Raw genomic sequence first — 25,461 nt, 5'->3', positions numbered from 1 at the left:
CCATGGCACGCGATTACCCAATCAATCTCTATCGTAACTTCGGCATCATGGCTCACATCGATGCTGGCAAGACGACCACGACCGAACGCATCCTCTACTACACCGGCAAGTCCCATAAGATCGGCGAAGTCCATGACGGCGCTGCCACCATGGACTGGATGGAGCAGGAGCAGGAACGCGGCATCACGATCACGTCCGCTGCGACCACGACCTTCTGGAAGGGTCGCGATGGCACGATGCACCGCTTCAACATCATCGACACTCCCGGCCACGTGGACTTCACCATCGAAGTCGAACGTTCGCTGCGCGTGCTCGACGGTGCCGTTGCTCTGCTCGACGCCAATGCCGGCGTCGAACCGCAGACCGAAACCGTCTGGCGCCAGGCCGACAAGTACAACGTCCCGCGTCTGATCTTCGTCAACAAGATGGACAAGATCGGTGCCGACTTCTACCGCTGCGTCGAGATGATCGGTTCGCGCCTTGGCGCCCGTGCCGTTCCCGTGCAGCTGCCGATCGGTGCCGAGAACGAGTTCAAGGGCGTCGTCGACCTGATCGAGATGAACGCTCTCGTCTGGCGTAACGAAGAACTGGGTGCCCAGTGGGACGTCGTCGAGATCCCGGAAGATCTCAAGGATCGTGCTGCTGAATACCGCGAGAAGATGATCGAAGCCGCCGTCAACTCGACGACGACGCGATGGAAGCTTACTTGAACGGCGACCTGCCGAACAACGACACCATCCGTCGCCTGCTGCGTCGTGGCGTCATCGACACCAAGTTCTTCCTCGTGTTCGCTGGCTCGGCGTTCAAGAACAAGGGCGTGCAGCCCCTGCTCGACGGCGTCATCGATTTCCTGCCCGCTCCGGGCGACGTTCCGGCCATCCAGGGCATCGATGCCCGTACGGAAGAGCCGATCGAGCGTCACGCGGACGACAGCGAACCCCTGGCCATGCTGGCATTCAAGATCGCCAACGACCCGCACATGGGTACGCTGACCTTCTGCCGCATCTACTCGGGCAAGCTCGAGCAGGGCATGATGCTGGAAAACACCGTCAAGGAAAAGCGCGAGCGCGTTGGTCGTCTGTTCCAGATGCACGCCAACAGCCGCGAGCAGATCACGGAGGCTTATGCCGGCGACATCGTCGCCATCGTGGGCCTCAAGGACACCACCACTGGTGACACGCTCTGCCCGTCGAACGCTCAGGTTATCCTTGAACGTATGGTGTTTCCGGAGCCGGTGATCGACATCTCGGTGGAACCGAAGTCCAAGGCCGACCAGGAAAAGATGGGCCTCGCCCTCAACCGCTTGGCTGCCGAAGATCCGACCTTCCGCGTCAAGACCGACGAAGAATCCGGCCAGACCATCATCTCGGGCATGGGCGAACTTCACCTCGACATCCTCGTCGACCGCATGCGTCGCGAGTTCAAGGTCGAGGCCAATATCGGCCAGCCGCAGGTGGCTTACCGCGAAACGATCACCAAGTCGGCTCAGGTGGATTATACCCACAAGAAGCAGTCCGGTGGTTCGGGCCAGTTCGCCCGCGTCAAGCTCACCGTCGAGCCGTCCGAAGTCGGCAAGGGTCTTGAGTTCGTGAATGCCGTCGTCGGTGGTTCGGTCCCCAAGGAATACGTCCCGGGCGTCGAAAAGGGCGTCAAGTCGGTGATGTCGGCTGGTCCGCTGATTGGCTTCCCGATCGTGGACGTCAAGGTCACCCTGACCGAAGGCGCCTACCACGACGTGGACTCCTCCGTGCTGGCATTCGAAATCGCTGGCCGTGCTGGTTTCAACGAAGGTCTGCGCAAGGCATCTCCCAAGATCCTTGAGCCGATCATGAAGGTTGAAGTTGTCACGCCGGAAGACTACATGGGCGACGTCATCGGCGATCTCAACTCGCGTCGTGGTCAGATCCAGGGCACTGAAAGCCGTGGCATCCTCCAGGTCGTGAATGCTTTCGTACCGCTCGCGAACATGTTCGGCTACGTGAACTCGCTGCGCTCCATGAGCCAGGGTCGTGCACAGTATTCGATGACGTTCGACCACTACGAGCAGGTACCGCAGGCGGTCGCCGACGAAGTCCAGGCCAAGTACGCCTAACAACAGCGCAAGCTAAGAAACTCAACTGTAAGTCGGCCTTTGCGCTGACGAATTGGAGAAAAGCGATGGGCAAAGAAAAGTTCGCTCGCAACAAGCCGCACTGCAACATCGGCACCATCGGTCACGTTGACCATGGCAAGACCTCGCTGACTGCAGCAATCACCAAGGTTCTGGCTGAGACCGGCGGCGCTACCTTCAAGGCGTATGACCAGATCGACGCTGCTCCGGAAGAAAAAGCCCGCGGCATCACCATCAACACCGCTCACGTCGAGTACGAGACGACCAACCGTCACTACGCTCACGTCGACTGCCCCGGCCACGCCGACTATGTGAAGAACATGATCACCGGTGCTGCCCAGATGGACGGCGCGATCCTGGTCGTGTCGGCTGCCGACGGCCCGATGCCGCAGACTCGCGAGCACATCCTGCTCGCCCGTCAGGTTGGTGTTCCGGCTCTCGTCGTGTTCCTCAACAAGTGCGACATGGTCGACGATCCGGAACTGCTCGAGCTCGTTGAACTCGAAGTTCGCGAACTGCTGTCGTCCTACGAATTCCCGGGCGATGACATTCCGATCATCAAGGGTTCGGCTCTGGCCGCTCTCGAAAACTCGGATGCCAAGCTCGGCCACGACGCCGTTCTCGAGCTGATGGCTGCCGTTGACTCGTACATCCCGCAGCCGGAACGTCCGGTTGACCAGCCGTTCCTCCTGCCGATCGAAGACGTGTTCTCGATCTCGGGTCGCGGTACCGTGGTCACCGGCCGTGTCGAACGCGGTATCGTCAAGGTTGGCGAAGAAGTCGAAATCGTCGGCATCAAGGCAACCCAGAAGACCACCGTGACCGGTGTCGAAATGTTCCGCAAGCTGCTCGACTCGGGTGAAGCTGGCGACAACATCGGCGCTCTGATCCGCGGTATCGATCGCACTCAGGTTGAGCGCGGCCAGGTTCTCTGCAAGCCCGGTTCCGTGACCCCGCACACCGACTTCGTTGCTGAGGCCTATATCCTCACCAAGGAAGAAGGCGGCCGTCACACTCCGTTCTTCGGCAACTACCGTCCGCAGTTCTACTTCCGCACCACCGACGTGACCGGCATCGTGACGCTGCCGGAAGGCACCGAGATGGTCATGCCGGGCGACAACATCAACATGAACGTCCAGCTCATCGTTCCGATCGCCATGGAAGAGAAGCTCCGCTTCGCTATCCGTGAAGGTGGCCGCACCGTCGGCGCCGGCGTCGTCGCGAAGATCCTGAAGTAAAACGTCCACCAGACATTCGCGGCGCGCGATAAAGCGCGCCGCGATCCATTTTGTCAGGATTTGAGAAGATGAACGGTCAGAATATTCGCATCCGCCTCAAGGCGTTTGACCATCGCGTGCTCGACGCCTCGACGCGCGAGATCGTGTCGACGGCCAAGCGTACGGGTGCGCAGGTGCGCGGGCCGATCCCGCTGCCGACCCACATCGACAAGTTCACGGTCAACCGTTCGCCGCACATCGACAAGAAGTCGCGCGAGCAGTTCGAGATCCGGACCCACAAGCGTCTTCTGGACATTGTGGACCCGACTCCCAGACGGTCGATGCACTGATGAAGCTTGATCTTGCTGCCGGCGTAGACGTCGAAATCAAGCTCTAAACAAACAAGTATCCGCGCCTGCCGCCAAAAGGGTCCTCTGAAACCATGACCCGGCAGAGCGCCAAAAGAAGGTAAGAACCGATGCGTTCTGGATTGATCGCACAGAAGCTGGGGATGACCCGCATCTTCACAGAGGACGGCTCGCACGTTCCTGTGACGGTGTTGAGTCTGGAAAACTGCCAGGTGGTAGGCCAGCGTAGCGTTGAGCGGGACGGCTATGTCGCCCTGCAGCTCGGCGCAGGCCAGGCCAAGGCCAAGAACGTCAGCAAGGCCGAGCGCGGCCAGTATGCTGTCGCCAAGGTAGAGCCCAAGCGTCACGTGGTGGAATTCCGCGTCGATGAGGACAACCTCATCGAAGTTGGTGCGACCTTCAAGGCCGACCACTTTGCCGAAGGCCAGCTGGTCGACGTGACCGGCACTTCCATCGGTAAGGGTTTTGCCGGCGGTATGAAGCGCTGGAATTTCGGTGGTCTGCGTGCCTCGCACGGTGTGTCCGTGTCGCACCGCTCGATCGGTTCTACCGGTGGCCGTCAGGACCCGGGTAAGACCTTCAAGAACAAGAAGATGCCGGGCCATATGGGTGATCGCCGTATCACCACGCAGAACGTCAAGGTCGTCAAGACCGACGTGGAGCGTGGCCTGATCCTGATCCAGGGTTCGGTCCCGGGTGCCAAGGGCGCCTGGATCATGATCAAGGACGCCGTCAAGAAGCCGGCTCCCGCGAACTTGACCCTGCCGGGCTCGTTCGAGGCCGCTGCTGCGGGAGAAGCGAAGTAAATGGAACTCCAGGTAACCAATCTCGACGGCACGTCTGCCGGCTCGATCGAACTGAAGGACGACGTGTTCGGCCTTGAAGTTCGTCCCGACATTCTGCACCGCATGGTTCGCTACCAGCAGCTTAAGGCTATGGCTGGCACGCATGACGTGAAGAACCGCTCCGAAGGCGCTGCCACGGGCAAGAAGTTCAAGAAGCAGAAGGGTGGCGGCGCACGTCACGGCGACCGCAAGGCTCCCCAGTTCCGTGGTGGTGGCCGTGCATTCGGTCCGACCCCGCGCAGCCATGCGATCGATCTTCCCAAGAAGGTTCGCGTCCTTGCTCTCAAGCATGCGCTCTCGTCCAAGGCCAAGTCCGGCTCGCTGATCGTCATCGACAGCGTCGCCCAGACCGAAGCCAAGACCGCGGCTCTGCGGACCACGTTCGGCAAGCTGGCATGGGCCAACGCGCTGATCATCGATGGTGCGACCGTCGACCAGAACTTTGCTCTGGCGGCCCGCAACATTCCCCATATCGACGTGCTGCCGATCCAGGGCATCAATGTCGTTTCGATCCTCAAGCGCGACAAGCTCGTGCTGACCAAGGCAGCGCTGGAAGCGCTCGAAGCGAGGTTCGCATGAACAAGCTTGCCGCATACGACATCATCCGCAGCCCGGTCGTGACTGAAAAGTCGACCATGGCCTCGGAAGCAAACCAGGTCGTTTTCGACGTGGCGATCGATGCCAACAAGACCGACATCAAGGCCGCCATCGAGCAGCTCTTTTCGGTCAAGGTCAAGGCAGTGAATACCCTCGTCCGCAAGGGCAAGGTGAAGCGCTTCCGTGGTCGGATTGGTACGCGCAACGACGTCAAGAAGGCGATCGTCACCCTCGTCGACGGTCAGTCGATCGATATCTCGACCGGCCTCTAAGGGATAAGAGACAGCAAAATGGCTCTAAAAACTTACAATCCCACCTCCGAAGGCCGTCGTACGCTCGTCACGACTGATCGTTCGGAACTCTGGAAGGGCTCGCCGGTCAAGTCGCTGACCGTCGGTCTCACCAAGTCCGGTGGTCGCAACAACACTGGCCGCATCACCTCCTACCATCGTGGTGGTGGTCACAAGCGCTCGTACCGCATGGTCGACTTCAAGCGCGTCAAGTTCGATGCCGTCGGGACCGTTGAACGTCTCGAATACGATCCGAACCGCACCGCCTGGATCGCCTTGATCAAGTACGAAGACGGCGAGCTGGCCTATATCGTGGCTCCGCAGCGTCTTGCTGCCGGTGACAAGGTGATCTCCTCGCTCAACGGCGCGGACGTCAAGCCGGGCAACGCGATGCCGCTGGAACGCATGCCGGTCGGCACTATCGTGCACAACATCGAGCTCAAGCCCCGCAAGGGCGGCCAGGTCGCTCGTTCTGCCGGTGCCTATGCCCAGTATGTCGGTCGTGACCAGGGTTGGGCGATCCTTCGCCTCAACTCGGGCGAACAGCGCCGCGTCCATGGTTCGTGCCTCGCCACCGTCGGTGCCGTGTCCAACCAGGACCACGCCAACACCTCGATGGGCAAGGCCGGCCGCAATCGCTGGCTGGGCAAGAAGCCGGTCAACCGCGGCGTCACCATGAACCCGGTCGACCACCCCCATGGTGGTGGTGAAGGCCGTACCTCTGGTGGCCGTCACCCGGTTTCCCCGTGGGGCAAGCCGACCAAGGGCAAGCGCACGCGCAGCAACAAGGCTACGGACCAGTTTATCGTTCGCAGCCGTCACTTGAAGAAGGGCAGGTAAAAACATGACCCGTTCGATTTGGAAGGGGCCGTTTGTTGACGGCTATCTGCTCAAGAAGGCCGAAAAGGCCCAGTCCTCTGGCCGCAACGATGTGGTCAAGATCTGGTCTCGCCGTTCGACCATCCTGCCGCAGTTCGTTGGTATCACCTTCGGCGTCCACAATGGCCAGAAGCACATTCCGGTCAGCGTCACCGAAGAAATGATCGGCCACAAGTTCGGCGAATTCGCTCCGACCCGTACCTATTACGGGCACGCGGCCGACAAGAAGGCCAAGAGGAAGTAAGATGGGCAAGCCAAAAACTGAGCGCGCTCTCAAGGATAACGAGGCTAAGGCTGTTCTGCGCATGCTGCGCATCAGCCCTCAGAAGCTGAACCTCGTCGCGCAGTTGATCCGTGGCAAGAAGGTCGAGCGGGCTCTTGCCGACCTCGAATTCAGCCACAAGCGCATCTCTGGCCAGGTGAAGAAGGTGCTCGAGAGCGCCATCGCCAATGCCGAGAACAACCATGGCCTGGACACCGACGCCCTCGTCGTTGCCGAAGCCTTTGTCGGCAATTCGCTGGTGATGAAGCGCTTCATGGCTCGTGGCCGCGGCAAGTCTGCCCGCGTCGAAAAGCCATTCTCGCATCTGACGATCATCGTCCGGCAAGTTGAGGAGGCCGCATAATGGGCCAGAAGATCAATCCAATCGGCTTCCGCCTGGGCATCAACCGCACCTGGGACAGCCGCTGGTTCGCCAACAAGGGCGAATACGGTTCGCTGCTGCAAGAAGACCTCAAGATCCGCACCATGCTGATGCAGGATCTCAAGGCTGCCGCGGTCTCCAAGATCGTCATCGAGCGTCCGCACCGCAAGTGCCGCGTGTCGATCCACACCGCCCGTCCAGGCATCGTGATCGGCAAGAAGGGCGCTGACATCGACAAGATCCGCGCCAAGGTGAAGAAGTTCACCGACAGCGAAGTGCACATCAACATCGTTGAAGTGCGCAAGCCGGAAACCGATGCGACGCTGGTTGCTCAGGGCATCGCCCAGCAGCTGGAACGCCGCGTGGCCTTCCGTCGCGCCATGAAGCGCGCCGTGCAGACCGCGATCCGCATGGGCGCCGGTGGTATCCGCGTCAACGTTGGTGGCCGCCTCGGTGGTGCCGACATCGCTCGTACCGAATGGTACCGCGAAGGCCGCGTGCCGCTGCACACCCTGCGTGCCGACATCGACTACGGCACTGCCGAAGCCGAAACCACGTACGGCATCATCGGCATCAAGGTCTGGATCTTCAAGGGCGAAGTCCTTGAGCACGATCCGTCCGCCCATGAGCGCCGTGCTACCGAGGGCAGCGAAGGCGGCCAGCGTAACGATCGTGACCGCGAACCGCGTCGTGAACGCGGCGACCGCGACCGCGAACGCGCATAAGAAGGTTAGTTCATTATGCTGCAACCTAAAAAGACCAAGTTCCGTAAGGCCCATAAGGGCCGCATCCATGGCCTGGCCAAGGGTGGTACGGATCTCGCCTTCGGCCAGTACGCACTCAAGGCCACCGAGCCGGAACGTGTTACTGCCCGTCAGATCGAAGCCGCGCGTCGCGCGATCACTCGCGAAATGAAGCGTCAGGGCCGCGTGTGGATCCGGATTTTCCCGGATCTGCCAGTCTCCAAGAAGCCTACCGAAGTCCGTATGGGTAAGGGTAAGGGCTCGGTGGAATACTGGGCAGCGCGTGTAAAGCCCGGCCGCATCGTTTTTGAGATTGACGGCGTACCCGAAGACGTTGCAAAGGAGGCCCTTCGCCTCGGAGCAATGAAGTTGCCGATCACCACGCGTATTGTCACGCGTATTGCCGACTAAGGAACACGAGTATGAAAGCCAGTGATGTGCGGGCCAAGACCGCAGACGAACTGAATGATCAGCTCGTCGACCTGAAGAAAGAACAGTTCAACCTGCGTTTCCAGCGCGCTACCCAGCAGTTGGAAAAGCCGGCTCGAGTGAAGGAAGTCCGCCGCGACATCGCGCGGATCAAGACCATCCTCGGCCAAAAGAACGCAGCTAAGTAAGGAAAAATCCATGCCAAAGCGCGTTCTGCAGGGGACTGTCGTCTCCGACGCCAATGACAAGACCATCGTGGTCCGTGTCGAGCGCCGTTTCACCCATCCGCTTCTCAAGAAGACCGTGCGTCGTTCCAAGAAGTATCACGCTCACGACGAGAACAATCTGGCCAAGGTCGGCCAGACCGTGTGGATCGAGGAAACCGCGCCGATCAGCAAGAACAAGCGCTGGACCCTGGTCCAGGACAACGCTTCGTCTGCGCAATCCGCGTAAGAGAAACAATTCAGGTCGGCGCGCCGGATGACGGTCGCAGCCGATAAACTAGAAGGCATCCAGTCATGATCCAGATGCAGTCCAATCTCGATGTCGCCGACAATTCCGGCGCCAAGCGAGTCATGTGCATCAAGGTGCTGGGCGGTTCGCATCGCAAGTACGCCTCGGTCGGCGACGTTATCGTCGTTTCGGTCAAGGACGCTATTCCGCGCGGCCGCGTTAAGAAGGGCCAAGTGATGAAGGCCGTGGTGGTTCGCACCGCAACCGACATCCGTCGCCCCGATGGCACCGTCATCCGTTTCGACAAGAACGCCGCCGTTCTTCTGAACAATCAGAAAGAGCCGATCGGCACCCGTATCTTCGGACCAGTTCCGCGCGAACTCCGCGCCAAGAACCACATGAAGATCATTTCGCTCGCTCCTGAGGTGCTGTAATGGCCGCCAAGATCAAGAAGGGCGACAAAGTGGTCGTCCTGGCCGGCAAGGACAAGGGCAAGACCGGTCAGGTCCTCTCTGTCATTCCGTCCGAAACCAAGGCGCTGGTCCAGGGTATCAACCTTGTCCGCCGCCACCAGAAGCAGACTGCCTCGCAGGATGCCGGCATCTTCACCAAAGAAGCGCCGATCCATCTGTCGAACTTGGCCGTCGCCGATGCCAATGGCAAGCCCAGCCGCGTCGGTTTCTCGATTGTCGACGGCGTGAAGTCGCGCGTCGCCAAGACCACCGGAGATAAGATCGATGGCTGAGACCGCTTACGTTCCGCGTCTCCGGACCGAATACGACAACAAGATCAAGGCCGCACTGCGTGAGCAGTTCAGCTACCAGAACGTCATGGAATTGCCGCGTCTGGAAAAGATCGTCCTCAACATGGGCGTTGGCGAAGCCGTCAACGACACCAAGAAGGTGAAGTCGGCTGCCGACGAGCTGCAGAAGATCGCTGGCCAGAAGCCGGTTATCACGCATGCCCGCAAGTCGATCGCAGGCTTCAAGGTCCGCGAGAATATGCCGCTCGGCGTCAAGGTGACGCTGCGCAAGACCCGCATGTACGAATTCCTGGACCGCCTGGTAACGATCGCCCTGCCGCGCGTCCGCGACTTCCGCGGCCTTAACCCGAACGCGTTCGACGGCCGTGGCAACTACGCCATGGGCCTCAAGGAACACATCGTTTTCCCTGAAATCAACTACGATCAGATCGATCAGGTTTGGGGCATGGACATCGTGATCTGCACGACGGCCAAGAACGACGATGAGGCGCGTGCGCTTCTCAAGGCTTTCAACTTCCCGTTCCGCCAGTAAGCGGGCAGGGGAAGGATAAAGGATCAGGAAATGGCAAAGACCAGCTCCATCGAAAAGAACAAGAAGCGCGCCGCTCTGGCCAAGCAGTATGCCGACAAGCGCGCAGCGCTCAAGGCTACCATCAAGAGCCAGGACACTCCCATCGAGGAACGCTTCAAGGCCGGCCTCAAGCTGGCTGAATTGCCGCGCAACTCGGCCAAGGTTCGCATTCGCAACCGTTGCGAAGTGTCGGGCCGCCCGCGTGGTTACTATCGCAAGCTCAAGATGAGCCGTATCGCTCTGCGTCAGCTGGGCAACCTGGGCATGATCCCGGGCCTCGTTAAGTCGAGCTGGTAAGGAGATCATCAGATGAGTTTTTCCGATCCCATCGGCGATATGCTGACCCGCATCCGCAACGCTCAGGAGCGTCGCAAGAATTCCGTTACGACTCCGGCTTCGACCCTTCGCGGTCGCGTGCTGGACGTTCTCCAGTCCGAGGGTTTCATCCGCGGCTACTCGGAGACCAAGTTCGAGAACGGTGCTGCCGAATACGAAATCGAACTCAAGTATTCGGAAAATGAAGGCGTGATCCGCACCATCGAGCGCGTTTCCCGTCCCGGCCGCCGCGTTTATGCGTCGGTGAAGAATATCCCGCAGGTTGCCAATGGCCTGGGTGTCTCGATCCTCTCCACCCCCAAGGGTGTGATGGCCGACCACGAAGCCAAGGCTGCCAATGTGGGTGGCGAGGTACTCTGCCGCGTCTTCTAAGGCGCGGCAAGACGATGACTCAAGGATAGATTATGTCACGTACTGGCAAGAAACCGGTGGCCCCGGTAAGCGGCGTTGCGGTAACGATCAATGATCGTACCGTCTCGGCCAAGGGCCCAAAGGGCGAGCTCAGCATCGTTCTGATGGATGAGGTCAATGTCGAGCAGGGGGACAATGGCGTGTCCATTACCCCGGCCAACGACACCCGTGAAGCTCGGGCCGCCTGGGGTACCACCCGCGCGCTGATCCAGAACATGGTCACCGGTGTGAGCGCCGGCTATGAAAAGCGTCTGGCCATCCAGGGCGTTGGTTACCGCGCTGCGATGCAGGGCAAGGACGTCAAGCTCTCGCTCGGTTTCAGCCATGAAGTGGTGTATCAGGCTCCGCAGGGGATCACCCTTGCCGTTCCGGCCCCGACGGAAATCGTCGTCACCGGCATCGACAAGCAGCAGGTTGGCCAAGTTGCGGCCGAGATCCGCAGCTGGCGTCCCCCGAGCCCTATAAGGGTAAGGGCGTGCGTTACGCCGGCGAGCAGGTCTTCCGCAAAGAAGGCAAGAAGAAGTAAGGAGCGCCGGAAATGGCAATTTCTGCAAAGGGTGCGGATCGCCGCAAGGCCCGTGTCCGCAAGGCGCTCAAGGCTCGTGCCTTTGGTCGTCCCCGTCTGTCGGTTTTCCGTTCGGACAAGAATATCTACGCCCAGATCATCGACGACGCGAATGGCCGTACGCTGGCAGCCGCTTCGACCCTCGAGAAGGACTTCAAGAGTTCTACCTCGAACGGCGCAACCACCGAAGCTGCAGCTGCCATTGGCAAGCTGATCGCCGAGCGTGGCCAGCAGGCCGGGGTTGGCGAGGTCGTGTTCGACCGTGGCGCCTACATCTATCACGGCCGTGTTAAGGCCCTTGCAGACGCTGCCCGTGAGGGCGGTCTGCAGTTCTAACCCGGCGAGGAAAAGATAAAATGAGCAGAGACGTACAAGAGCGCGAAAGCGAGTTCGTCGATCGCCTGGTTCACATCAACCGTGTGGCCAAGGTTGTGAAGGGCGGCAAGCGCTTTGGTTTCGCAGCCCTCGTCGTTGTTGGTGACCAGAAGGGTCGCGTCGGCTTCGGCCACGGCAAGGCCCGCGAAGTTCCAGAAGCGATCCGCAAGGCAACCGAACAGGCCAAGCGCCAGATGATCCGCGTGCCGCTGCGCGACGCCCGGACCCTGCACCACGACATCACCGGCCGCCACGGCGCCGGCAAGGTCGTGCTGCGTGCAGCCGTTCCCGGTACCGGCATCATCGCCGGTGGTCCAATGCGCGCCGTGTTCGAGACCCTTGGCATCAACGACATCGTTGCCAAGTCGACCGGTACCTCGAACCCCTACAACATGGTCCGCGCCACTTTCGACGCTCTCAAGAACGTCGATAGCCCGCGCTCGGTGGCTGCCCGTCGCGGCCTTAAGGTTTCGAACTGCAGGCTCGCCGCGGCGAAGCTGCCGTCGAAGCCTGATAGGGCCCTGGAGAACTATTATGGCTGATGGCAAGACCATTACCGTGCAGCAGATCGGTTCGCCGATCGCCGCGAGAAGAGCCAGCGCGCGACCCTAATCGGTCTCGGGCTCAACAAGATGAACAAGCAGCGTGAGCTGGTTGATACGCCCGAAGTTCGCGGCATGATCAACAAGATCCCGCACCTCGTCCGCGTCGTCGGCGAGTAAGGGAGCTATCATGACCCGTTTGAATGAACTCCGGGACAATCCCGGTTCCTCCAAGACCCGCGTTCGCGTGGGTCGCGGTATCGGTTCGGGCGTCGGCAAGACCGGTGGCCGCGGCGGCAAGGGCCAGACGGCTCGTGCCGGTGTCGCGATCAACGGCTTTGAAGGCGGCCAGATGCCGCTCCACATGCGTATGCCGAAGCGTGGCTTCAATGCTTGGAATCCGAAGGATTTCAATGAAGTCCGCATCGACCGCCTGCAGGCCTATATCGACAGCGGCAAGCTCGACACCAGCGGTGTCGTCGATGCCGCGGCCATGGTTGCAGCCGGCCTGATCCGTCGTCCCAAGGATGGCGTGCGTCTGATCGGCTCCGAAGGCTTCTCGGCCAAGAACGTTTCGTTCAACGTCGACTATGCCACCAAGGGCGCTGCCGCTGCTATTGAAGCTGCCGGTGGCAAGCTCGACCTCATCCCGGTCAAAGAGACCTGGAAGAAGACCCCCTACGCCAAGTAATCCACTCGGCAGGACGTACCCGACCTAAAGGTTGGGTGCGTCTTTTTGGTTTGTTGCGCCGGGGTTGCAGTCCCATATGCTCCTCGTGCGCTCCGAGCGCACCTGGCCTTCAAGGCATCGGGCGGGCAGTGGCAACCGGTTTTCCGCTCCGCACGATGCGCAATAAATGACTGGGGCGGCGTCCCGCGTTCGATCCGAACGATGCCGGTCCTGGCCATAGGAGCGATATATGGCGTCCGCAGCCGAACAGCTGGCACGTAATCTTTCTTTCTCGACCTTTTCGAAGGCGAAAGCCCTTCAGCAGCGCATCTGGTTCACACTGGGCGCGCTGCTTGTTTATCGTTTGGGCACCTTCATTCCGGTTCCGGGCATCGATCCCGACGCTTTCCGCGCGACGTTCGAGCAGTCGCAGCAGGGCATCATCGGCATGTTCAACATGTTCTCCGGTGGTGCGGTCGAGCGTATGGCGATCTTCGCCCTCAACCTCATTCCCTACATCACCGCCTCGATCGTGGTGCAGGTGATCGCTACGGCATCGCCGCGCCTCGAAGCCCTCAAGAAAGAGGGTGAAGCAGGTCGCCGCAAGATGAACCAGTATACCCGTTACCTCGCGGTCGTGTTCTGTATGGTTCAGGCCTATGGCATTGCCGTGGGTCTGGAAGGCAGCCAGGGCGTGGTTCTCAACCCCGGCTGGTTCTTCCGCATCTCGACCGTGATCACGCTTGTCGGCGGCACCATGTTCCTGATGTGGCTGGGTGAGCAGATCACCGCCCGTGGCGTCGGCAACGGTATTTCGCTGATCATCTTTGCCGGCATCGTGGCCAACCTGCCGTCCACCGTTGCGCAGACCCTCGAACTCAGCCGGACCGGGGCGCTGCCAGCCTTTGCAGGCATCGGCATGATCCTTCTGGCCCTAATCGTTATCGCGGTCATCGTGTTCTTTGAACGCGCCCAGCGCCGCTTGCTGATCCAGTATCCGAAGCGCCAGGTCGGCAACAAGATGTTCCAGGGCGAAAGCTCGCATCTGCCGCTCAAGCTCAACACCTCGGGCGTTATCCCGGTGATCTTCGGCTCTTCGCTTCTGCTGCTGCCGGCGACCATTGCGTCTTTTGCCGCGCAGGGCAATGCGCCGGGCTGGCTGACCACCGTGACGGCGCTCCTTGGCCGTGGGCAGCCGCTTTATCTGGCGCTCTTTGCCTTCCTCATCATCTTCTTTGCCTTCTTCTACACGGCCATTGTCTTCAACCCGACCGAAACGGCTGACAACCTCAAGCGCTCCGGCGGCTTTATTCCGGGCATTCGTCCGGGTGAGCGCACGGCGCAGCACATCGACTATGTGTTGACGCGCATCACCGTTGTGGGTGCCTTGTACCTGACCTTCGTGGCGCTGATTCCGGAAGTTATGTTCAGCCAGCTGGCCGTCAGCCAGTTTATTGGCGGCACGTCGCTCCTGATCATGGTGACGGTGACTTTGGACACCATCACGCAGATCCAGAGCCATCTGGTCGCGCAGCAGTATGAAGGGCTCTTGAAGAAGTCCCGTCTTGGTGGAGGCAAGCGTCGATGAGATTGATCCTGTTGGGCCCGCCGGGGGCGGGGAAGGGCACCCAGGCCAAGATCTTGGTGGAAGCCTATGGCATCCCCCAACTGTCGACCGGTGACATCCTCCGGTCGGCCATCGCCGACCAGACCCAGCTTGGCCTCGAGGCCAAGGCGATCATGGATCGGGGTGATCTCGTTTCCGACGCCATCGTCAATGGCATCGTCTCCGAACGCCTCGATGCTGAAGACTGCAAGCCAGGCTTCATCCTCGACGGCTTCCCGCGCACCATCGCGCAGGCCGAAGCCCTCGACGGCATGCTGGCGGACAAGGGCGTTGCGCTCGACGCCGTCATCGAGCTCAAGGCGGATGCCGACGAGCTCGTGCGCCGCGTCATCCAGCGTTCCAAGGACAGCAACCGTCCGGACGACAATCCGGACGTGATCCGCAAGCGCCTCGATGTCTACCAGAGCAGCACGGCTCCGCTGGTCGACTATTATGGTCGCCAGAACTTGGTCAAAACTGTCGACGGCATGTCGCCCGTCGAAGAAGTCACCGACGCAATCAAGTCCGCGCTCGGCAAGTAATTCGAGCCGTGCAGGGGCTGTTGACTCTGCTCGGTTCTATCCTTAAAGAACCGCACCAGTCTCATGGATCATTGGGCTGGATTCGGTTCTCCCTTAGTTGGGGGTCGAAATCCGGTCCCTTGTTGTTTAAAGGCACCCGCCGCGATGGCGCGTGTGAATGAAGGAGAGCAGACGTGGCTCGTATTGCTGGCGTCAACATCCCGACGAATAAGCGCGTGGTCATCGCGCTGCAGTATATTCACGGGATCGGCGACAAGTTCGCCAAGGATATCACCGAGAAGGTCGGTATTCCGGCCGAGCGCCGTGTCAATGAACTGACCGACGCCGAAGTCATCCAGATCCGTGAAGCCATCGACCGCGACTACGTCGTGGAAGGCGATCTTCGCCGCAACGTGGCGATGAACATCAAGCGCCTGATGGATCTTGGTAACTACCGTGGCCTGCGCCACCGCCGTGGCCTTCCGGTCCGCGGTCAGCGCACCCACACCAATGCCCGCACCCGCAAGGGTCCGGCCAAGCCGATCGCCGGCAAGAAGAAGTAATCTCTGTTTCCCGCAGACGCGGGGCAGGTGTTTGATTGGAAGGGCGGGGCAAGCTTTTTGGCTTGCACCGTTTCTTCCGTGGTGGAGCTGCTGGCATTACGGCAGCGCCGATACCCATCGAGGAAATGAATGGCTAAGACTGATACCGCGCGCGTCAAGCGCAAGGAACGCAAGAACATTACGTCTGGCGTTGCCCACGTGAACGCTTCGTTCAACAACACCATGGTCACCATCGCCGACATGCAGGGCAACACGATTTCGTGGTCGTCCTCGGGCGTCATGGGCTTCAAGGGCTCGCGCAAGTCGACCCCTATGCTGCTCAGGTTGCTGCCGAAGATGCTGCCAAGAAGGCGCAGGAACACGGCATGAAGACCCTTGAGGTCGAAGTTCGCGGTCCGGGTTCAGGCCGTGAGTCTGCTCTGCGTGCTCTCCAGGCCGCTGGCTTCAACGTCACCTCGATCCGCGACGTCACGTCGATCCCGCACAATGGCTGCCGTCCGCGCAAGCGGCGCCGCGTCTAATCTAGACCATTGGATACCTCCCGGCTTCGCGGCCGGGAGTCCTATTGTGTTTGCGGCGGAGCGGCCTTTGCGGTCGCTAATTTGAAAGGACATACCGTGACGATCCAGAGGAACTGGCAGGAACTTATCAAGCCGACCAAGCTGGACTTTGTTTCGGGCAGCGATAACGCGCGCGTGGCCTCGGTGGTTGCCGAGCCGCTTGAGCGCGGATACGGGCTTACCCTTGGTAACGCCCTGCGTCGCGTGCTGCTGTCGTCGCTCCAGGGCGCGGCAGTGACGGCAATCCAGATTGACGGCATTCTGCATGAATTCTCGTCTCTCCCGGGCGTGCGCGAGGACATCACCGACCTCGTTCTCAACGTCAAGGAAATCGCGCTCAAGATGGGCGGCGAAGGCCCCAAGCGCCTGACCCTCTCCAAGCAGGGCCCGGCTTCGGTCACTGCCGGCGACATCAAGGTCTCCGGCGATATCGAAGTGCTCAACCCCGATCTCGTCATCTGCCATCTCGATGATGGTGCCGAGATCAATATCGAGTTCACCGTCAATACCGGCAAGGGCTATGTCCCGGCCGAGAAAAACCGTCCTGAAGACGCGCCGATCGGTTACATCCCGGTCGACTCGCTGTTCTCGCCGGTTCGTCGCGTGAGCTACAAGGTCGATGCCACCCGTGCCGGTGAATCGCTCGACAAGGACAAGTTGACCCTTCAGGTCGAAACCAATGGCGCGATCTCGCCGGAAGATGCCGTGGCCTATGCCGCGCGTATTCTCCAGGATCAGCTGTCGGTCTTCGTTAACTTCGAAGAGCCCACCAAGGAAAAGGCCCAGGACTCGGTTCCTGAACTGGCCTTCAACCCGGCGCTGCTCAAGAAGGTCGACGAACTCGAACTGTCGGTCCGCTCGGCCAACTGCCTCAAGAACGACAACATCGTTTACATCGGCGACCTGATCCAGAAGACGGAAGCCGAGATGCTGCGGACCCCCAATTTCGGCCGCAAGTCGCTCAACGAAATCAAGGAGGTCCTGGCACAGATGGGGCTTCATCTCGGAATGGACGTCAACAACTGGCCGCCCGAGAATATTGATGACCTCGCCAAGCGCTACGAAGATCATTACTGATCCGGCGCCGCCCAAGACCTTTAGGAGATAACCCATGCGACACGGTAATCGCGGCCGCAAACTCAGCCGTACCGCTTCCCACCGCAAGGCCATGTTCGCCAACATGTCCGCCGCGCTGATCAAGCACGAACAGATCGTCACCACGCTTCCCAAGGCCAAGGACCTCCGTCCGATCGTCGAGAAGCTCATCACCCTCGGCAAGCGCGGCGACCTCCATGCCCGCCGCCAGGCCATTTCGCAGATCCGCGACGAAGGTCAGGTGCAGAAGCTTTTCGCCGTGCTCGGCCCGCGCTATGCCGAACGCCAGGGCGGCTATATCCGCATCCTCAAGGCAGGCTTCCGCTATGGCGACAACGCCCCGCTGGCCGTGATCGAATTCGTCGATCGCGACGTCGATGCCAAGGGCCAGGACTCTGGTCCGGTCTTCACGCGTGACGATGAAGATGAAGCCGCAGCAGCGTAAGCTTGTTGTGACGCTATGATTTGAGGCGGTCGCGGGTTATCCCGGGGCCGCCTTTTTGTTTGGGGGAACATGATGGGCAAGATCCTGGTCACCGGTGCCTCCGGCTTTGTAGCCAAGCACCTCATCAGCCAGCTGCTCGAGGCTGGATACGAGGTCCGCGGCACAGTACGCGGGCAGGCCAAGGTGCCGGGCATCTGGGCCGCGGTAGATGCCTTGGCGCCCGGCATGGCTGGTCAGCTGGAGCTCGTTGAGGCAGACCTTCTCGGCGACAGGGGTTGGGCGGAAGCCATGGTCGGCGTCGATGCCGTCATGCATGTTGCTGCGGCCATTCTCGGCGTCGAGCCCAAGGATCCCGATATTGTCGTGAGGCCAGCGGTAGAGGGCACCGAGCGGGTTTTGCGCTTCGCCCATGCTGCCGGCGTCAAGCGGGTAATCATGACCTCATCGATTGCCACGGTAGGCTATGGGCATGGCCACGTAAGCGGCAAACGGATCTACACCGAAGCGCATTTCACCGATCTTGCCGCCATGCGGCACTCTTGGTCCTATTGCATGGGCAAGACCAAGGCGGAGCGCGCCGCCTGGGCCTTTGCCGAGGTGAACGGGATGGAACTAACAACCATCCATCCAGGTGCCATTCTTGGGCCTGCTATCGACCCTGAAGCCTCGATTTCTCTGGGCATGGTCACCGGCCTCCTGGACGGCTCGACCCCAGCCATGCCGCGCATCGGTTTTGCCATCAGCGACGTCCGTGACGTCGCTGCCATGCATCTCGCGGCGCTGCAAAAGCCCGAAAGCATCGGCCAGCGCTATCTCTGCACAAGCCCATTCACGCGCTATGACGAAGTCGCCGCGATCCTGCGCAGCGCATATTCCGATCGCCCGATCACGGTAAAATCCGTGCCCGACTGGATCATCCGTCTGATGGTGCCGTTCAACGGCACGATCCGTCAGATCATCAACGACATAGGCAACGAGAAGCATTTCGACGGCAGCAAGGGCGAGCGTTTGCTCGGTCGGCCCTATCGCACGCCAGAAGAAGCAGTGCTGAGCGCAGCGGAAAGTGCGCTGCGCTTCCACATCGTCAAATCGCTTCCAGCGAAGCCGGCGAGCTAGACGAACTGAAGTTCCGCTGGTCCTTCATAAAACTGTCATCTAAAGTGCAGAGATGACCGATTTGGCCGCGCTCGACCCCTATCTGCCTGACATCCGTATGCGGCTGCATCTTGATCGGCTGCCTGCCTCGAGAGGACACACCAGTCGTGTGCTTCTCAGCGAGCGTCAGGCCTTGGGGTCTATGTTCTCCGCCTATCGCCGTGTCGGGCGCAAGGTTGAGACAGCGCTCGATAATCCATTCTCCAAACCAATGACAGTCCGGCACATTGCCGAGAGCCTTGATGCTTTCAGCCCGGCCAACCGTGCCGCGTTCCTCCAATACGTGCAGTTGCTGGAGCACTCGAAGGCGCCACGGTGGGTTTTGCCGGTCTATGACCTTGGCATGGACGGAATGTTCCTGATGGATGGCAATCATCGTGCCGTCGCGCTCTACATGAGTGATAAGCCATTTGAGGTCGAGCTCCTGGTGCTCCATGCCCCTGTCGACCGGCGCATCCTGATTGCCCTCAAATATTGGGATGGAGGCCTCGCTCGGCTCTGGCAGCGGCGCTGACTTGATAAACAGATTGCCGGGACATGCCCGGCAATTTTTCGTTCTGAATTGATCGACGGTTCGCCTTACTCCGGCGCCACGTCCTTGCCCGTATAAACCTCATCCACCCAGTACTGATCGCGGCGCACGAAGCCGTTGAACGGCGTCAACGAGGCCTGGGTATAGGCACCCATGAGGCCGAATTCGATCCAGTCGTCCTCGTCGATATCGGCCGGCAGGGTGAAGACCTGGGGCAGCACGTCGTAGCTGTCGCAGGTGGGGCCCCAGACGGTGAATTCGGAGAATTCCTGGTCATTGTCGTGGATGCGCGGACCACGCCACACTCGCACCGGCGGAGTGAAATGCATGAACTTGACTTCCATCAGCGCGCCATAGGCGCCGTCGTTGACATAAACCGATTGGCCGCCGCGCTGGTGCTTGACGCGCAGCAGCAGTGAGGTCGAAGACGTCACGAGCGCCCGGCCTGGCTCGATGATCAGCTCCGGCTTGTTCTTCTCACCGAAGTGGTCGTGCACGGCTTGCCCGATGGTCTCGAAATAATAGATCATCGGCGGCGCTTCGCTGGTCGGGTAGGGGGCCGGATAGCCGCCGCCGATATTAAGGCGCTTAAGTTCGATGCCGCTCTCTTCGACGATGCGCGATGCCGCCGCGATATGCCGCTCATAGGCATAGGCGTCTTCACACTGCGAGCCGACATGGAAGCAGAGGCTGGGCGTATAGCCCATCTTTTCGACAGCGGTGACGATTTCGGCAGCGCCCTGTTCCATGACGCCGAACTTGATGCCGAAGTCATAGGACTTGAGCGCCTTGCCGGCCTTGAAGCGGGTGGTCACTTCCACGTCGCGCGAGGGCGACACCACGGCGGCAAGCTGGTCAAGCTGCTGCGGGTGGTCGATGGTAAAGGAGCGTACGCCGAACTCTTCATAGGCGCGTTCGATCTCGCGCTTGTTCTTGATCGGATTGTTGTAGTGCATCACGGCGCCGGGTGCATAATCGCGCACCAGCTCCATTTCGGTGTTGGACGCCACGTCGAATGCCGTCAGCCCTTCCTTGTGCAACTGCGCAATGATGTGCGGTGAAGGGTTGCACTTGACCGCGTAAGTCAGCAGCCCGTCAAAGCCCTTCTTGAACACCTTGACCGCCTTGTGGAACTCCCGTTCCGAAAACAGGAACGACGGAAAATCCGGCTGTTCGGCAGCGATCAGCGCAGAGGTATTGGCGTAGACGGTTTTCGGCTCGTCAGTCATTGGACAACTGGCCTTTCGGGCTCAGGAAAAAGCGGAAAAGTGAGCGCTGCATATAGGGTCGCATGACCCCTCATGCAAACGATTATTTCTGAGCTGAACCAACACGCTAGAAGCGTCATTTTCGTGACAGAATCCGAGCGCTCTGGTCCCCGAACAGGAGCTGCGCGACGCAGCTCGCAGATTGAATCGGTCTTGAGCCTCATGTCTTTGCGTGTGCTTGTTTTTCGCTTCTCGCCCTGATCGCCCTAGCCATCGGCGGCACCTTCGCCCTGGCCCCGTGGGACGGAGCAAGGCCAGCCGTGGCACAGATCGAAATGGCGCCGGCGCCGGATGCGGAGCGGGTCGCACCACAAAGTGATGCGCAGGTACAGCTAAGCTTTGCCCCGATCGTCCAGGCCGCCGCGCCATCGGTTGTCAATGTCTATGCGACGCGCATCGAACAGCAGGCAGCATCGCAATTCGCGAACGACCCGTTCTTCTCCCGCTTTTTCGGCCAGCAGTTCCAGAGCCGGCCGCGGGAGTCGCAATCGCTTGGCTCCGGCGTGATCGTCGATGCCTCGGGCGTCATTCTCACCAACCGCCACGTCATCGAAGGCGCTACCGACGTGCGCATTGCGCTACATGACGGGCGCGAAATGGCGGTCGATGTGGTCATCGAGGACGAGCAGACCGACCTCGCCGTGCTGCGCGTGCGCGAGCCCGGCGACGCGACGTTCCCCGCCATCACCTTTGCCAATAGCGACGCGCTTCTGGTCGGTGACCTGGTCCTCGCCATCGGCAATCCCTTTGGTGTTGGCCAGACCGTCACCAGCGGCATCGTCTCCGGCCTCGCGCGCACGGGCGTCGAATCCACCGACTACGAATTCTTCATTCAGACCGATGCGGCCATCAATCCGGGCAATTCCGGCGGCGCCTTGGTCGACATGTCCGGGCACTTGGTCGGCATCAATACCGCTATTTACTCGCAAACCGGCGGATCGGTCGGCATCGGCTTTGCCATTCCGGCCAACATGGCGCAGCTCGTTGCCGAAGCCGGCGTCACGGGCGGCGCTATCGTCCGCCCATGGTTTGGCGCCAAGATGCAGGCGGTGACGTCCGACATCGCCCAAAGCCTTGGCATGCTGGCCCCGCACGGCGCCATGATCACCGAGGTCGCACCGGGCGGCCCCGCAGAGCGCGCCGGCTTCCGCTCCGGCGACGTCGTCCTTTCAGTCGACGGGCAGCGGATCGATGACCCCAGCGCTTTCAACTTCCGCCTTGCCACCCGCCCGGTCGGCGAGACGGCTCAGCTCGAGCGTCTGCGCGGGAGTGAAACGGACACGGTCGCGTTCACCGTGGAAGCGGCGTCGCAGCCGGCGGACAGTGCCATCGCCACGATCAGTGCCGACTCGCGTTTCGATGGCCTTACCGTCCGCCAGCTCGATCCGGCGCTTAGCGAAGCCAAGGGCCTGCCTTATGACGCCAAGGGCGTAATCGTCACGGCGATCGAACCCGGCTCGGCAGCCGAGGCCATGGGCCTGCAGCTCGACGACGTGATCCTTGCGCTCAACGACCAGGATATCGGCGATGCGGCCAGCTTCAGCCAGCTTGCCTCGCAACGCGTCCGCACCTGGCAGATCATCCTGCAGCGCGATGGCCGCGTCAGCCGGGCAATCGTCAGTGGGGTGATGCAGAGCTGAAGCGCCTCTGGTAAGGAGAGGTCATGTCCGACCTCTTCGCCGCCGATCCGTCCGAAACCGACCGCGCCCGTCCTCTCGCCGACCAGCTGCGGCCCAAGACGCTCGACGAGGTCATCGGCCAAACCCACCTTCTGGGCGAAGGCGGCACGCTGCGGCGCATGCTCTCGTCTGGCCGTCTCGGCTCGCTGATCCTTTGGGGCCCGCCGGGTACCGGCAAGACCACGGTGGCGCGACTCCTCGCCGACCAGATCGATTTCAGCTTCGTCCAGATATCGGCGATCTTTTCCGGCGTCGCCGAGCTCAAAAAGGTCTTCGAGAAAGCGCGCTTCGAGCGCCTGTCCGGTCACCGTACGCTCCTTTTCGTCGACGAAATCCATCGCTTCAATCGCGCCCAGCAGGATAGCTTTTTGCCGGTGATGGAAGACGGCACCGTGACCCTGATCGGCGCCACCACCGAAAACCCATCCTTCGAGCTAAACGCCGCTCTTCTGTCGCGCAGCCAGGTATTGCGCTTTGAGTCGCTGAACCTTGAAGACCTCGCCAAGCTGCTCGATCGGGCAGAAACTCTTCTCGGCGACAAGTTGCCCCTCACCGACGAAGCGCGATCAACGCTTTTGACGCTCGCTGACGGCGATGGACGCGCCCTTTTGGGCTTGGTCGAGGAGGTGCTGGCCTCGGCGTCGCCGGATGAGGTGCTGGACGCCAACAGCCTTCTCACAGTCGTGCAGCGTCGGGCGCCGATTTATGACAAGGCGCAGGATGGCCACTACAATCTGATCTCGGCGCTGCACAAAACCATTCGTGGCTCGGACCCGGACGCAGCGCTCTATTATTTCGCGCGCATGCTCGATGCCGGCGAAGATCCGCTATTCCTCGCCCGCCGCCTGATCCGCATGGCGTCGGAAGACATCGGCCTTGCCGATCCGCAGGCGCTGAACCTCGCCGTTGCCGCCCGCGACGCCTACCAGATGCTGGGTTCGCCCGAAGGCGAACTGTCGCTGGCGCAGGTCGTGGTCTACCTGGCGCTGGCGCCCAAATCCAACGCCGTCTACACAGCCTATAAGGCCGCAGTTTCCCTGGCGAAGTCGACCGGCTCGCCCATGCCGCCAATGGTCATTCTCAACGCCCCGACCAAGCTGATGAAGGGCGAGGGTTATGGCGGCGGCTATATCTATGACCATGATACGCCCGATGCTTTCTCCGGCCAGGAATACTTTCCCGAAAAGCTCGGGCGGCAAAAGTTCTACCAGCCGGTGGAACGTGGCTTCGAGCGTGACCTCAAGAAACGCGTCGACTATTTCGAGCGCTTGAGAGCGGCAAAGCGCGAGGCTGAAGACTGATGCCCGCCGTCTTGCTCGTCGGCCTTGGCGGCGCGCTGGGTGCGATGGCGCGCTATGGCTTTGGCAGTGTTGTCAGCCGGTTCTGGCAAAACTCGTTCCCGCTGGCCATTCTCCTGATCAACATCATCGGGGCCGTCGCCATGGGCATCACCATGGGTCTTCTCACCCGCGTCATGCCCGCCTGGCAGGAAGAAGCGCGCTTGTTCCTTGCCGTCGGCATCCTGGGCGGCTTCACCACCTTCTCGTCCTTCTCGCTCGATACAGTGGTGCTGCTCGAGCGCGGCCAGTGGGCGCAGGCATTGCTCTATGTCGGCTTGTCGGTTGTGGTTTGCGTTGCGGGCCTATATCTCGGGCTTCTGATGACACGAGGCGGAACGGCATGAGCGGCGTCCAACATAGAACAGTCGGTGCGGATGACGATGGCATGCGCCTCGATCGCTGGTTTGCGCGGCATTTCCCGCAGCTGGGCTTTGCCCGCCTGCAAAAGCTGATCCGCAATGGCGAGGTCAAGGTCGACAAGGCCAAGGTCGAAACCAGCACGCGGTTGAGCCACGGCCAGACGGTTCGCATCCCACCGATCGACGATCCGGACACGGTTCGCGAGTTCAAGGTGAACCAGGACGATGTCAACTTCCTCAAGGACCTGATCCTTTATGAGGATGATGACCTCTACGTCTTCAACAAGCCGCATGGCCTCGCGGTGCAGGGCGGCAGCGGCACGACCCGCCACATGGACGGGCTGCTCAAGAACCTGCCCAACAAGCAGGGCGAGGCACCACGCCTGGTCCACCGTCTCGATCGCGATACGTCGGGCTGCCTCGTCGTCGCCAAGACCGCTGCGGCAGCCAAGCATTTCGGCTCCGTGTTCCGCTCGCGCTCGGCCCGCAAGATCTATTGGGCGCTGGTCGCCGGCAATCCGACGCCGCGGCAGGGCGAGATTTCCTGTTTCCTTGCCAAGCAGCAGACCACGGATGGCGAGCAGATGGTGGTGGTGCGCAATGGCGCGCCCGGCGCCGTGCACTCCTTCAGCTATTATTCGACCACCGATACGGCCAGCCGCCGCTTTGCCTGGGTGACACTGAAGCCGGTCACCGGCCGCACGCATCAGCTGCGCGTGCACATGGCGCAACTCGGCACGCCGATCATCGGCGATCCGCGTTACTTCAACATCGAGAATTGGCAGGCAGCACCCGGTCTGGGCGAGGGGCTACACCTCCACGCCCGCCGCATTGCCATCCCGCTGCGCAACGGCAAGAAGATCGACGTTTCGGCGCCCTTGCCCGAGCATATGCGGCAAAGCTGGGACGCCCTTGGCTTCGACGCTGACCGCTTTGACGTGCAGAATACCGATCCCGAGGAGGGCTGAGCCATGCGCGACCAACTCGAGGACGCCCAAAAGCACATCAATGATGGCTATGGCCGTGCGCAGCACCTCAACAAGGTCGAGCTGCCCAAGCGCTTCTACAAGGCGGTCGATGTCGCCCGCAGCGCCGAAGGATTTTCGGTGACGCTGGACGGCCGGCAGGTGCGGACGCCGGGCAAGAAGGTTCCGGTGATCGTGCCGGCCCTCAGCGTGGCGCAGACCATGGCGGAGGAGTGGGCGGCACAGGGCGAGTTCATCGATCCGGCGACCATGCCCATGGTGCGGCTCGTCAATTCGGCGGTCGAAAGCGGGGCGGAGATGATCCCCGAATTTCGGGCCGAGGTCATCAAATTCGCCGGCAACGACCTGCTGCTTTATCGCGCCGATACCCCCAGGACCTCGTTGATGAACAGGAACGCGTCTGGGACGGCGCGCTGGTCAAGGTGGCGCGCCAGTTCGACGTGGCCTTCCAACCCACCATCGGCATCATTCACCAACCGCAGCCGGCCAAGACGCTGGAAAAGCTCGACCAGGCTCTTGAAGGGCAGGGGCTGCTGCCGCTGAC

The 25,461-nt window shown here is 61.0% G+C and carries 31 protein-coding genes and 6 pseudogenes; 36 read left to right on the top strand and 1 reads right to left on the bottom strand.

What is annotated here, in order from left to right; all coding sequences use genetic code 11:
- Positions 1–2 precede the first annotated feature (2 nt).
- The 31 genes and pseudogenes from fusA to G5575_RS08840 all read left to right on the top strand — a co-directional run bounded on the left by fusA (position 3) and on the right by G5575_RS08840 (position 19,267).
- Positions 3–2,092, top strand: a pseudogene (gene fusA / locus G5575_RS08990) (elongation factor G).
- A gap of 65 nt (positions 2,093–2,157) precedes the next feature.
- Complete coding sequence (tuf, locus tag G5575_RS08985) at positions 2,158–3,348, top strand: elongation factor Tu (RefSeq protein ID WP_164534035.1); 1,191 nt, start codon at positions 2,158–2,160, stop codon at positions 3,346–3,348.
- 68 nt (positions 3,349–3,416) lie between these two features.
- Positions 3,417–3,724: pseudogene (gene rpsJ, locus G5575_RS08980) on the top strand (30S ribosomal protein S10).
- Between the two features lie 81 nt (positions 3,725–3,805).
- Positions 3,806–4,501 carry a 50S ribosomal protein L3 gene (gene rplC / locus G5575_RS08975; protein ID WP_164534034.1) on the top strand — a complete coding sequence of 232 codons (696 nt, stop codon included), beginning with the start codon at positions 3,806–3,808 and terminating at the stop codon, positions 4,499–4,501.
- Complete coding sequence (gene rplD / locus G5575_RS08970) at positions 4,502–5,119, top strand: 50S ribosomal protein L4 (protein WP_164534033.1); 618 nt, start codon at positions 4,502–4,504, stop codon at positions 5,117–5,119.
- Positions 5,116–5,409, top strand: coding sequence for a 50S ribosomal protein L23 (locus tag G5575_RS08965; protein WP_164534032.1), 294 nt, complete (start codon positions 5,116–5,118; stop codon positions 5,407–5,409). Before rplD ends, G5575_RS08965 begins: the two co-directional genes overlap by 4 nt.
- A gap of 18 nt (positions 5,410–5,427) precedes the next feature.
- Positions 5,428–6,267, top strand: a complete 840-nt coding sequence (rplB, locus tag G5575_RS08960; RefSeq protein WP_164534031.1) for a 50S ribosomal protein L2 — start codon at positions 5,428–5,430, stop codon at positions 6,265–6,267.
- 4 nt (positions 6,268–6,271) lie between these two features.
- Positions 6,272–6,550, top strand: coding sequence for a 30S ribosomal protein S19 (gene rpsS, locus G5575_RS08955; protein ID WP_067453327.1), 279 nt, complete (start codon positions 6,272–6,274; stop codon positions 6,548–6,550).
- Between the two features lies 1 nt (position 6,551).
- Positions 6,552–6,932: a 50S ribosomal protein L22 gene (rplV, locus tag G5575_RS08950; RefSeq protein ID WP_164534030.1), complete on the top strand. Its 381-nt coding sequence runs from the start codon at positions 6,552–6,554 to the stop codon at positions 6,930–6,932.
- A complete protein-coding gene (gene rpsC, locus G5575_RS08945; RefSeq protein ID WP_164534029.1) occupies positions 6,932–7,675 on the top strand; it encodes a 30S ribosomal protein S3 in 744 nt (247 codons plus the stop codon). The genes rplV and rpsC overlap by 1 nt, the downstream gene beginning before the upstream one ends.
- Positions 7,676–7,690: 15 nt before the next feature.
- On the top strand, positions 7,691–8,104 hold the full coding sequence (rplP, locus tag G5575_RS08940) for a 50S ribosomal protein L16 (protein ID WP_164534028.1): 414 nt from the start codon (positions 7,691–7,693) through the stop codon (positions 8,102–8,104).
- 11 nt (positions 8,105–8,115) lie between these two features.
- On the top strand, positions 8,116–8,310 hold the full coding sequence (gene rpmC, locus G5575_RS08935; RefSeq protein WP_164534027.1) for a 50S ribosomal protein L29: 195 nt from the start codon (positions 8,116–8,118) through the stop codon (positions 8,308–8,310).
- 10 nt (positions 8,311–8,320) lie between these two features.
- Complete coding sequence (gene rpsQ / locus G5575_RS08930) at positions 8,321–8,575, top strand: 30S ribosomal protein S17 (RefSeq protein ID WP_164534026.1); 255 nt, start codon at positions 8,321–8,323, stop codon at positions 8,573–8,575.
- Between the two features lie 65 nt (positions 8,576–8,640).
- A complete protein-coding gene (gene rplN, locus G5575_RS08925; RefSeq protein WP_067453346.1) occupies positions 8,641–9,009 on the top strand; it encodes a 50S ribosomal protein L14 in 369 nt (122 codons plus the stop codon).
- Entirely contained in the window at positions 9,009–9,320 is a 312-nt protein-coding gene (gene rplX, locus G5575_RS08920; RefSeq protein ID WP_164534025.1) for a 50S ribosomal protein L24, read from the top strand. The genes rplN and rplX overlap by 1 nt, the downstream gene beginning before the upstream one ends.
- Positions 9,313–9,870, top strand: coding sequence for a 50S ribosomal protein L5 (rplE, locus tag G5575_RS08915; RefSeq protein ID WP_164534024.1), 558 nt, complete (start codon positions 9,313–9,315; stop codon positions 9,868–9,870). Before rplX ends, rplE begins: the two co-directional genes overlap by 8 nt.
- 30 nt (positions 9,871–9,900) lie before the next feature.
- Positions 9,901–10,206: a 30S ribosomal protein S14 gene (rpsN, locus tag G5575_RS08910; RefSeq protein WP_164534023.1), complete on the top strand. Its 306-nt coding sequence runs from the start codon at positions 9,901–9,903 to the stop codon at positions 10,204–10,206.
- A gap of 12 nt (positions 10,207–10,218) precedes the next feature.
- Positions 10,219–10,617 carry a 30S ribosomal protein S8 gene (rpsH, locus tag G5575_RS08905; RefSeq protein ID WP_126151775.1) on the top strand — a complete coding sequence of 133 codons (399 nt, stop codon included), beginning with the start codon at positions 10,219–10,221 and terminating at the stop codon, positions 10,615–10,617.
- A gap of 32 nt (positions 10,618–10,649) precedes the next feature.
- Positions 10,650–11,182: pseudogene (rplF, locus tag G5575_RS08900) on the top strand (50S ribosomal protein L6).
- Between the two features lie 12 nt (positions 11,183–11,194).
- On the top strand, positions 11,195–11,557 hold the full coding sequence (rplR, locus tag G5575_RS08895) for a 50S ribosomal protein L18 (protein ID WP_164534022.1): 363 nt from the start codon (positions 11,195–11,197) through the stop codon (positions 11,555–11,557).
- Positions 11,558–11,577: 20 nt separating this feature from the next.
- A pseudogene (rpsE, locus tag G5575_RS08890) lies at positions 11,578–12,110 on the top strand (30S ribosomal protein S5).
- Between the two features lie 20 nt (positions 12,111–12,130).
- Positions 12,131–12,318, top strand: a pseudogene (gene rpmD / locus G5575_RS08885) (50S ribosomal protein L30).
- Positions 12,319–12,328: 10 nt separating this feature from the next.
- The gene (gene rplO / locus G5575_RS08880; RefSeq protein WP_164534020.1) at positions 12,329–12,829 is read left to right on the top strand and encodes a 50S ribosomal protein L15; all 501 of its coding nucleotides are present in this window, start codon (positions 12,329–12,331) and stop codon (positions 12,827–12,829) included.
- A 229-nt stretch (positions 12,830–13,058) separates the two neighbouring features.
- Positions 13,059–14,396, top strand: a complete 1,338-nt coding sequence (gene secY, locus G5575_RS08875) for a preprotein translocase subunit SecY (RefSeq protein WP_164534019.1) — start codon at positions 13,059–13,061, stop codon at positions 14,394–14,396.
- Complete coding sequence (locus tag G5575_RS08870) at positions 14,393–14,956, top strand: adenylate kinase (RefSeq protein WP_164534018.1); 564 nt, start codon at positions 14,393–14,395, stop codon at positions 14,954–14,956. The genes secY and G5575_RS08870 overlap by 4 nt, the downstream gene beginning before the upstream one ends.
- A gap of 173 nt (positions 14,957–15,129) precedes the next feature.
- Positions 15,130–15,498, top strand: coding sequence for a 30S ribosomal protein S13 (rpsM, locus tag G5575_RS08865; protein ID WP_164534017.1), 369 nt, complete (start codon positions 15,130–15,132; stop codon positions 15,496–15,498).
- A gap of 129 nt (positions 15,499–15,627) precedes the next feature.
- Positions 15,628–16,019 (top strand): annotated as a pseudogene (gene rpsK, locus G5575_RS20265) (30S ribosomal protein S11).
- 81 nt (positions 16,020–16,100) lie between these two features.
- Positions 16,101–17,135 carry a DNA-directed RNA polymerase subunit alpha gene (locus G5575_RS08855; RefSeq protein ID WP_207633077.1) on the top strand — a complete coding sequence of 345 codons (1,035 nt, stop codon included), beginning with the start codon at positions 16,101–16,103 and terminating at the stop codon, positions 17,133–17,135.
- A gap of 34 nt (positions 17,136–17,169) precedes the next feature.
- Positions 17,170–17,598, top strand: a complete 429-nt coding sequence (gene rplQ, locus G5575_RS08850; RefSeq protein ID WP_164534015.1) for a 50S ribosomal protein L17 — start codon at positions 17,170–17,172, stop codon at positions 17,596–17,598.
- A gap of 72 nt (positions 17,599–17,670) precedes the next feature.
- Positions 17,671–18,714 (top strand): NAD-dependent epimerase/dehydratase family protein, encoded by a 1,044-nt coding sequence (locus G5575_RS08845; protein WP_164534014.1) that lies wholly within the window; start codon positions 17,671–17,673, stop codon positions 18,712–18,714.
- 52 nt (positions 18,715–18,766) lie between these two features.
- Complete coding sequence (locus G5575_RS08840; protein WP_164534013.1) at positions 18,767–19,267, top strand: hypothetical protein; 501 nt, start codon at positions 18,767–18,769, stop codon at positions 19,265–19,267.
- 65 nt (positions 19,268–19,332) lie between these two features.
- Here the strand turns inward: G5575_RS08840 and G5575_RS08835 are convergent, their stop codons facing one another.
- Positions 19,333–20,514, bottom strand: a complete 1,182-nt coding sequence (locus tag G5575_RS08835) for a type III PLP-dependent enzyme domain-containing protein (protein WP_164534012.1) — start codon at positions 20,512–20,514, stop codon at positions 19,333–19,335.
- 299 nt (positions 20,515–20,813) lie between these two features.
- On the opposite strand from G5575_RS08835, the gene G5575_RS08830 reads away from it, so the two are divergent.
- From G5575_RS08830 to G5575_RS08810, 5 genes are read left to right on the top strand one after another with little or no spacing between them, the layout of a single operon-like run.
- A complete protein-coding gene (locus G5575_RS08830; RefSeq protein WP_328765942.1) occupies positions 20,814–22,193 on the top strand; it encodes a Do family serine endopeptidase in 1,380 nt (459 codons plus the stop codon).
- Between the two features lie 23 nt (positions 22,194–22,216).
- Positions 22,217–23,533 carry a replication-associated recombination protein A gene (locus G5575_RS08825; RefSeq protein WP_164534011.1) on the top strand — a complete coding sequence of 439 codons (1,317 nt, stop codon included), beginning with the start codon at positions 22,217–22,219 and terminating at the stop codon, positions 23,531–23,533.
- On the top strand, positions 23,533–23,916 hold the full coding sequence (gene crcB / locus G5575_RS08820) for a fluoride efflux transporter CrcB (protein WP_164534010.1): 384 nt from the start codon (positions 23,533–23,535) through the stop codon (positions 23,914–23,916). The genes G5575_RS08825 and crcB overlap by 1 nt, the downstream gene beginning before the upstream one ends.
- Positions 23,913–24,899, top strand: a complete 987-nt coding sequence (locus tag G5575_RS08815; protein ID WP_164534009.1) for an RluA family pseudouridine synthase — start codon at positions 23,913–23,915, stop codon at positions 24,897–24,899. Before crcB ends, G5575_RS08815 begins: the two co-directional genes overlap by 4 nt.
- Positions 24,900–24,902: 3 nt before the next feature.
- Entirely contained in the window at positions 24,903–25,460 is a 558-nt protein-coding gene (locus tag G5575_RS08810) for an ATP12 family protein (RefSeq protein WP_164534008.1), read from the top strand.
- The last annotated feature ends 1 nt before the right edge of the window (position 25,461 follow it).

Origin of the sequence: Devosia aurantiaca, assembly GCF_011058215.1 — a bacterium.
GTDB classification, from domain to species: Bacteria; Pseudomonadota; Alphaproteobacteria; order Rhizobiales; family Devosiaceae; genus Devosia; species Devosia aurantiaca.
The sequence above is the reverse complement of the archived record's forward strand: the minus strand, read 5'-3'. Positions and strand labels throughout refer to the sequence as shown.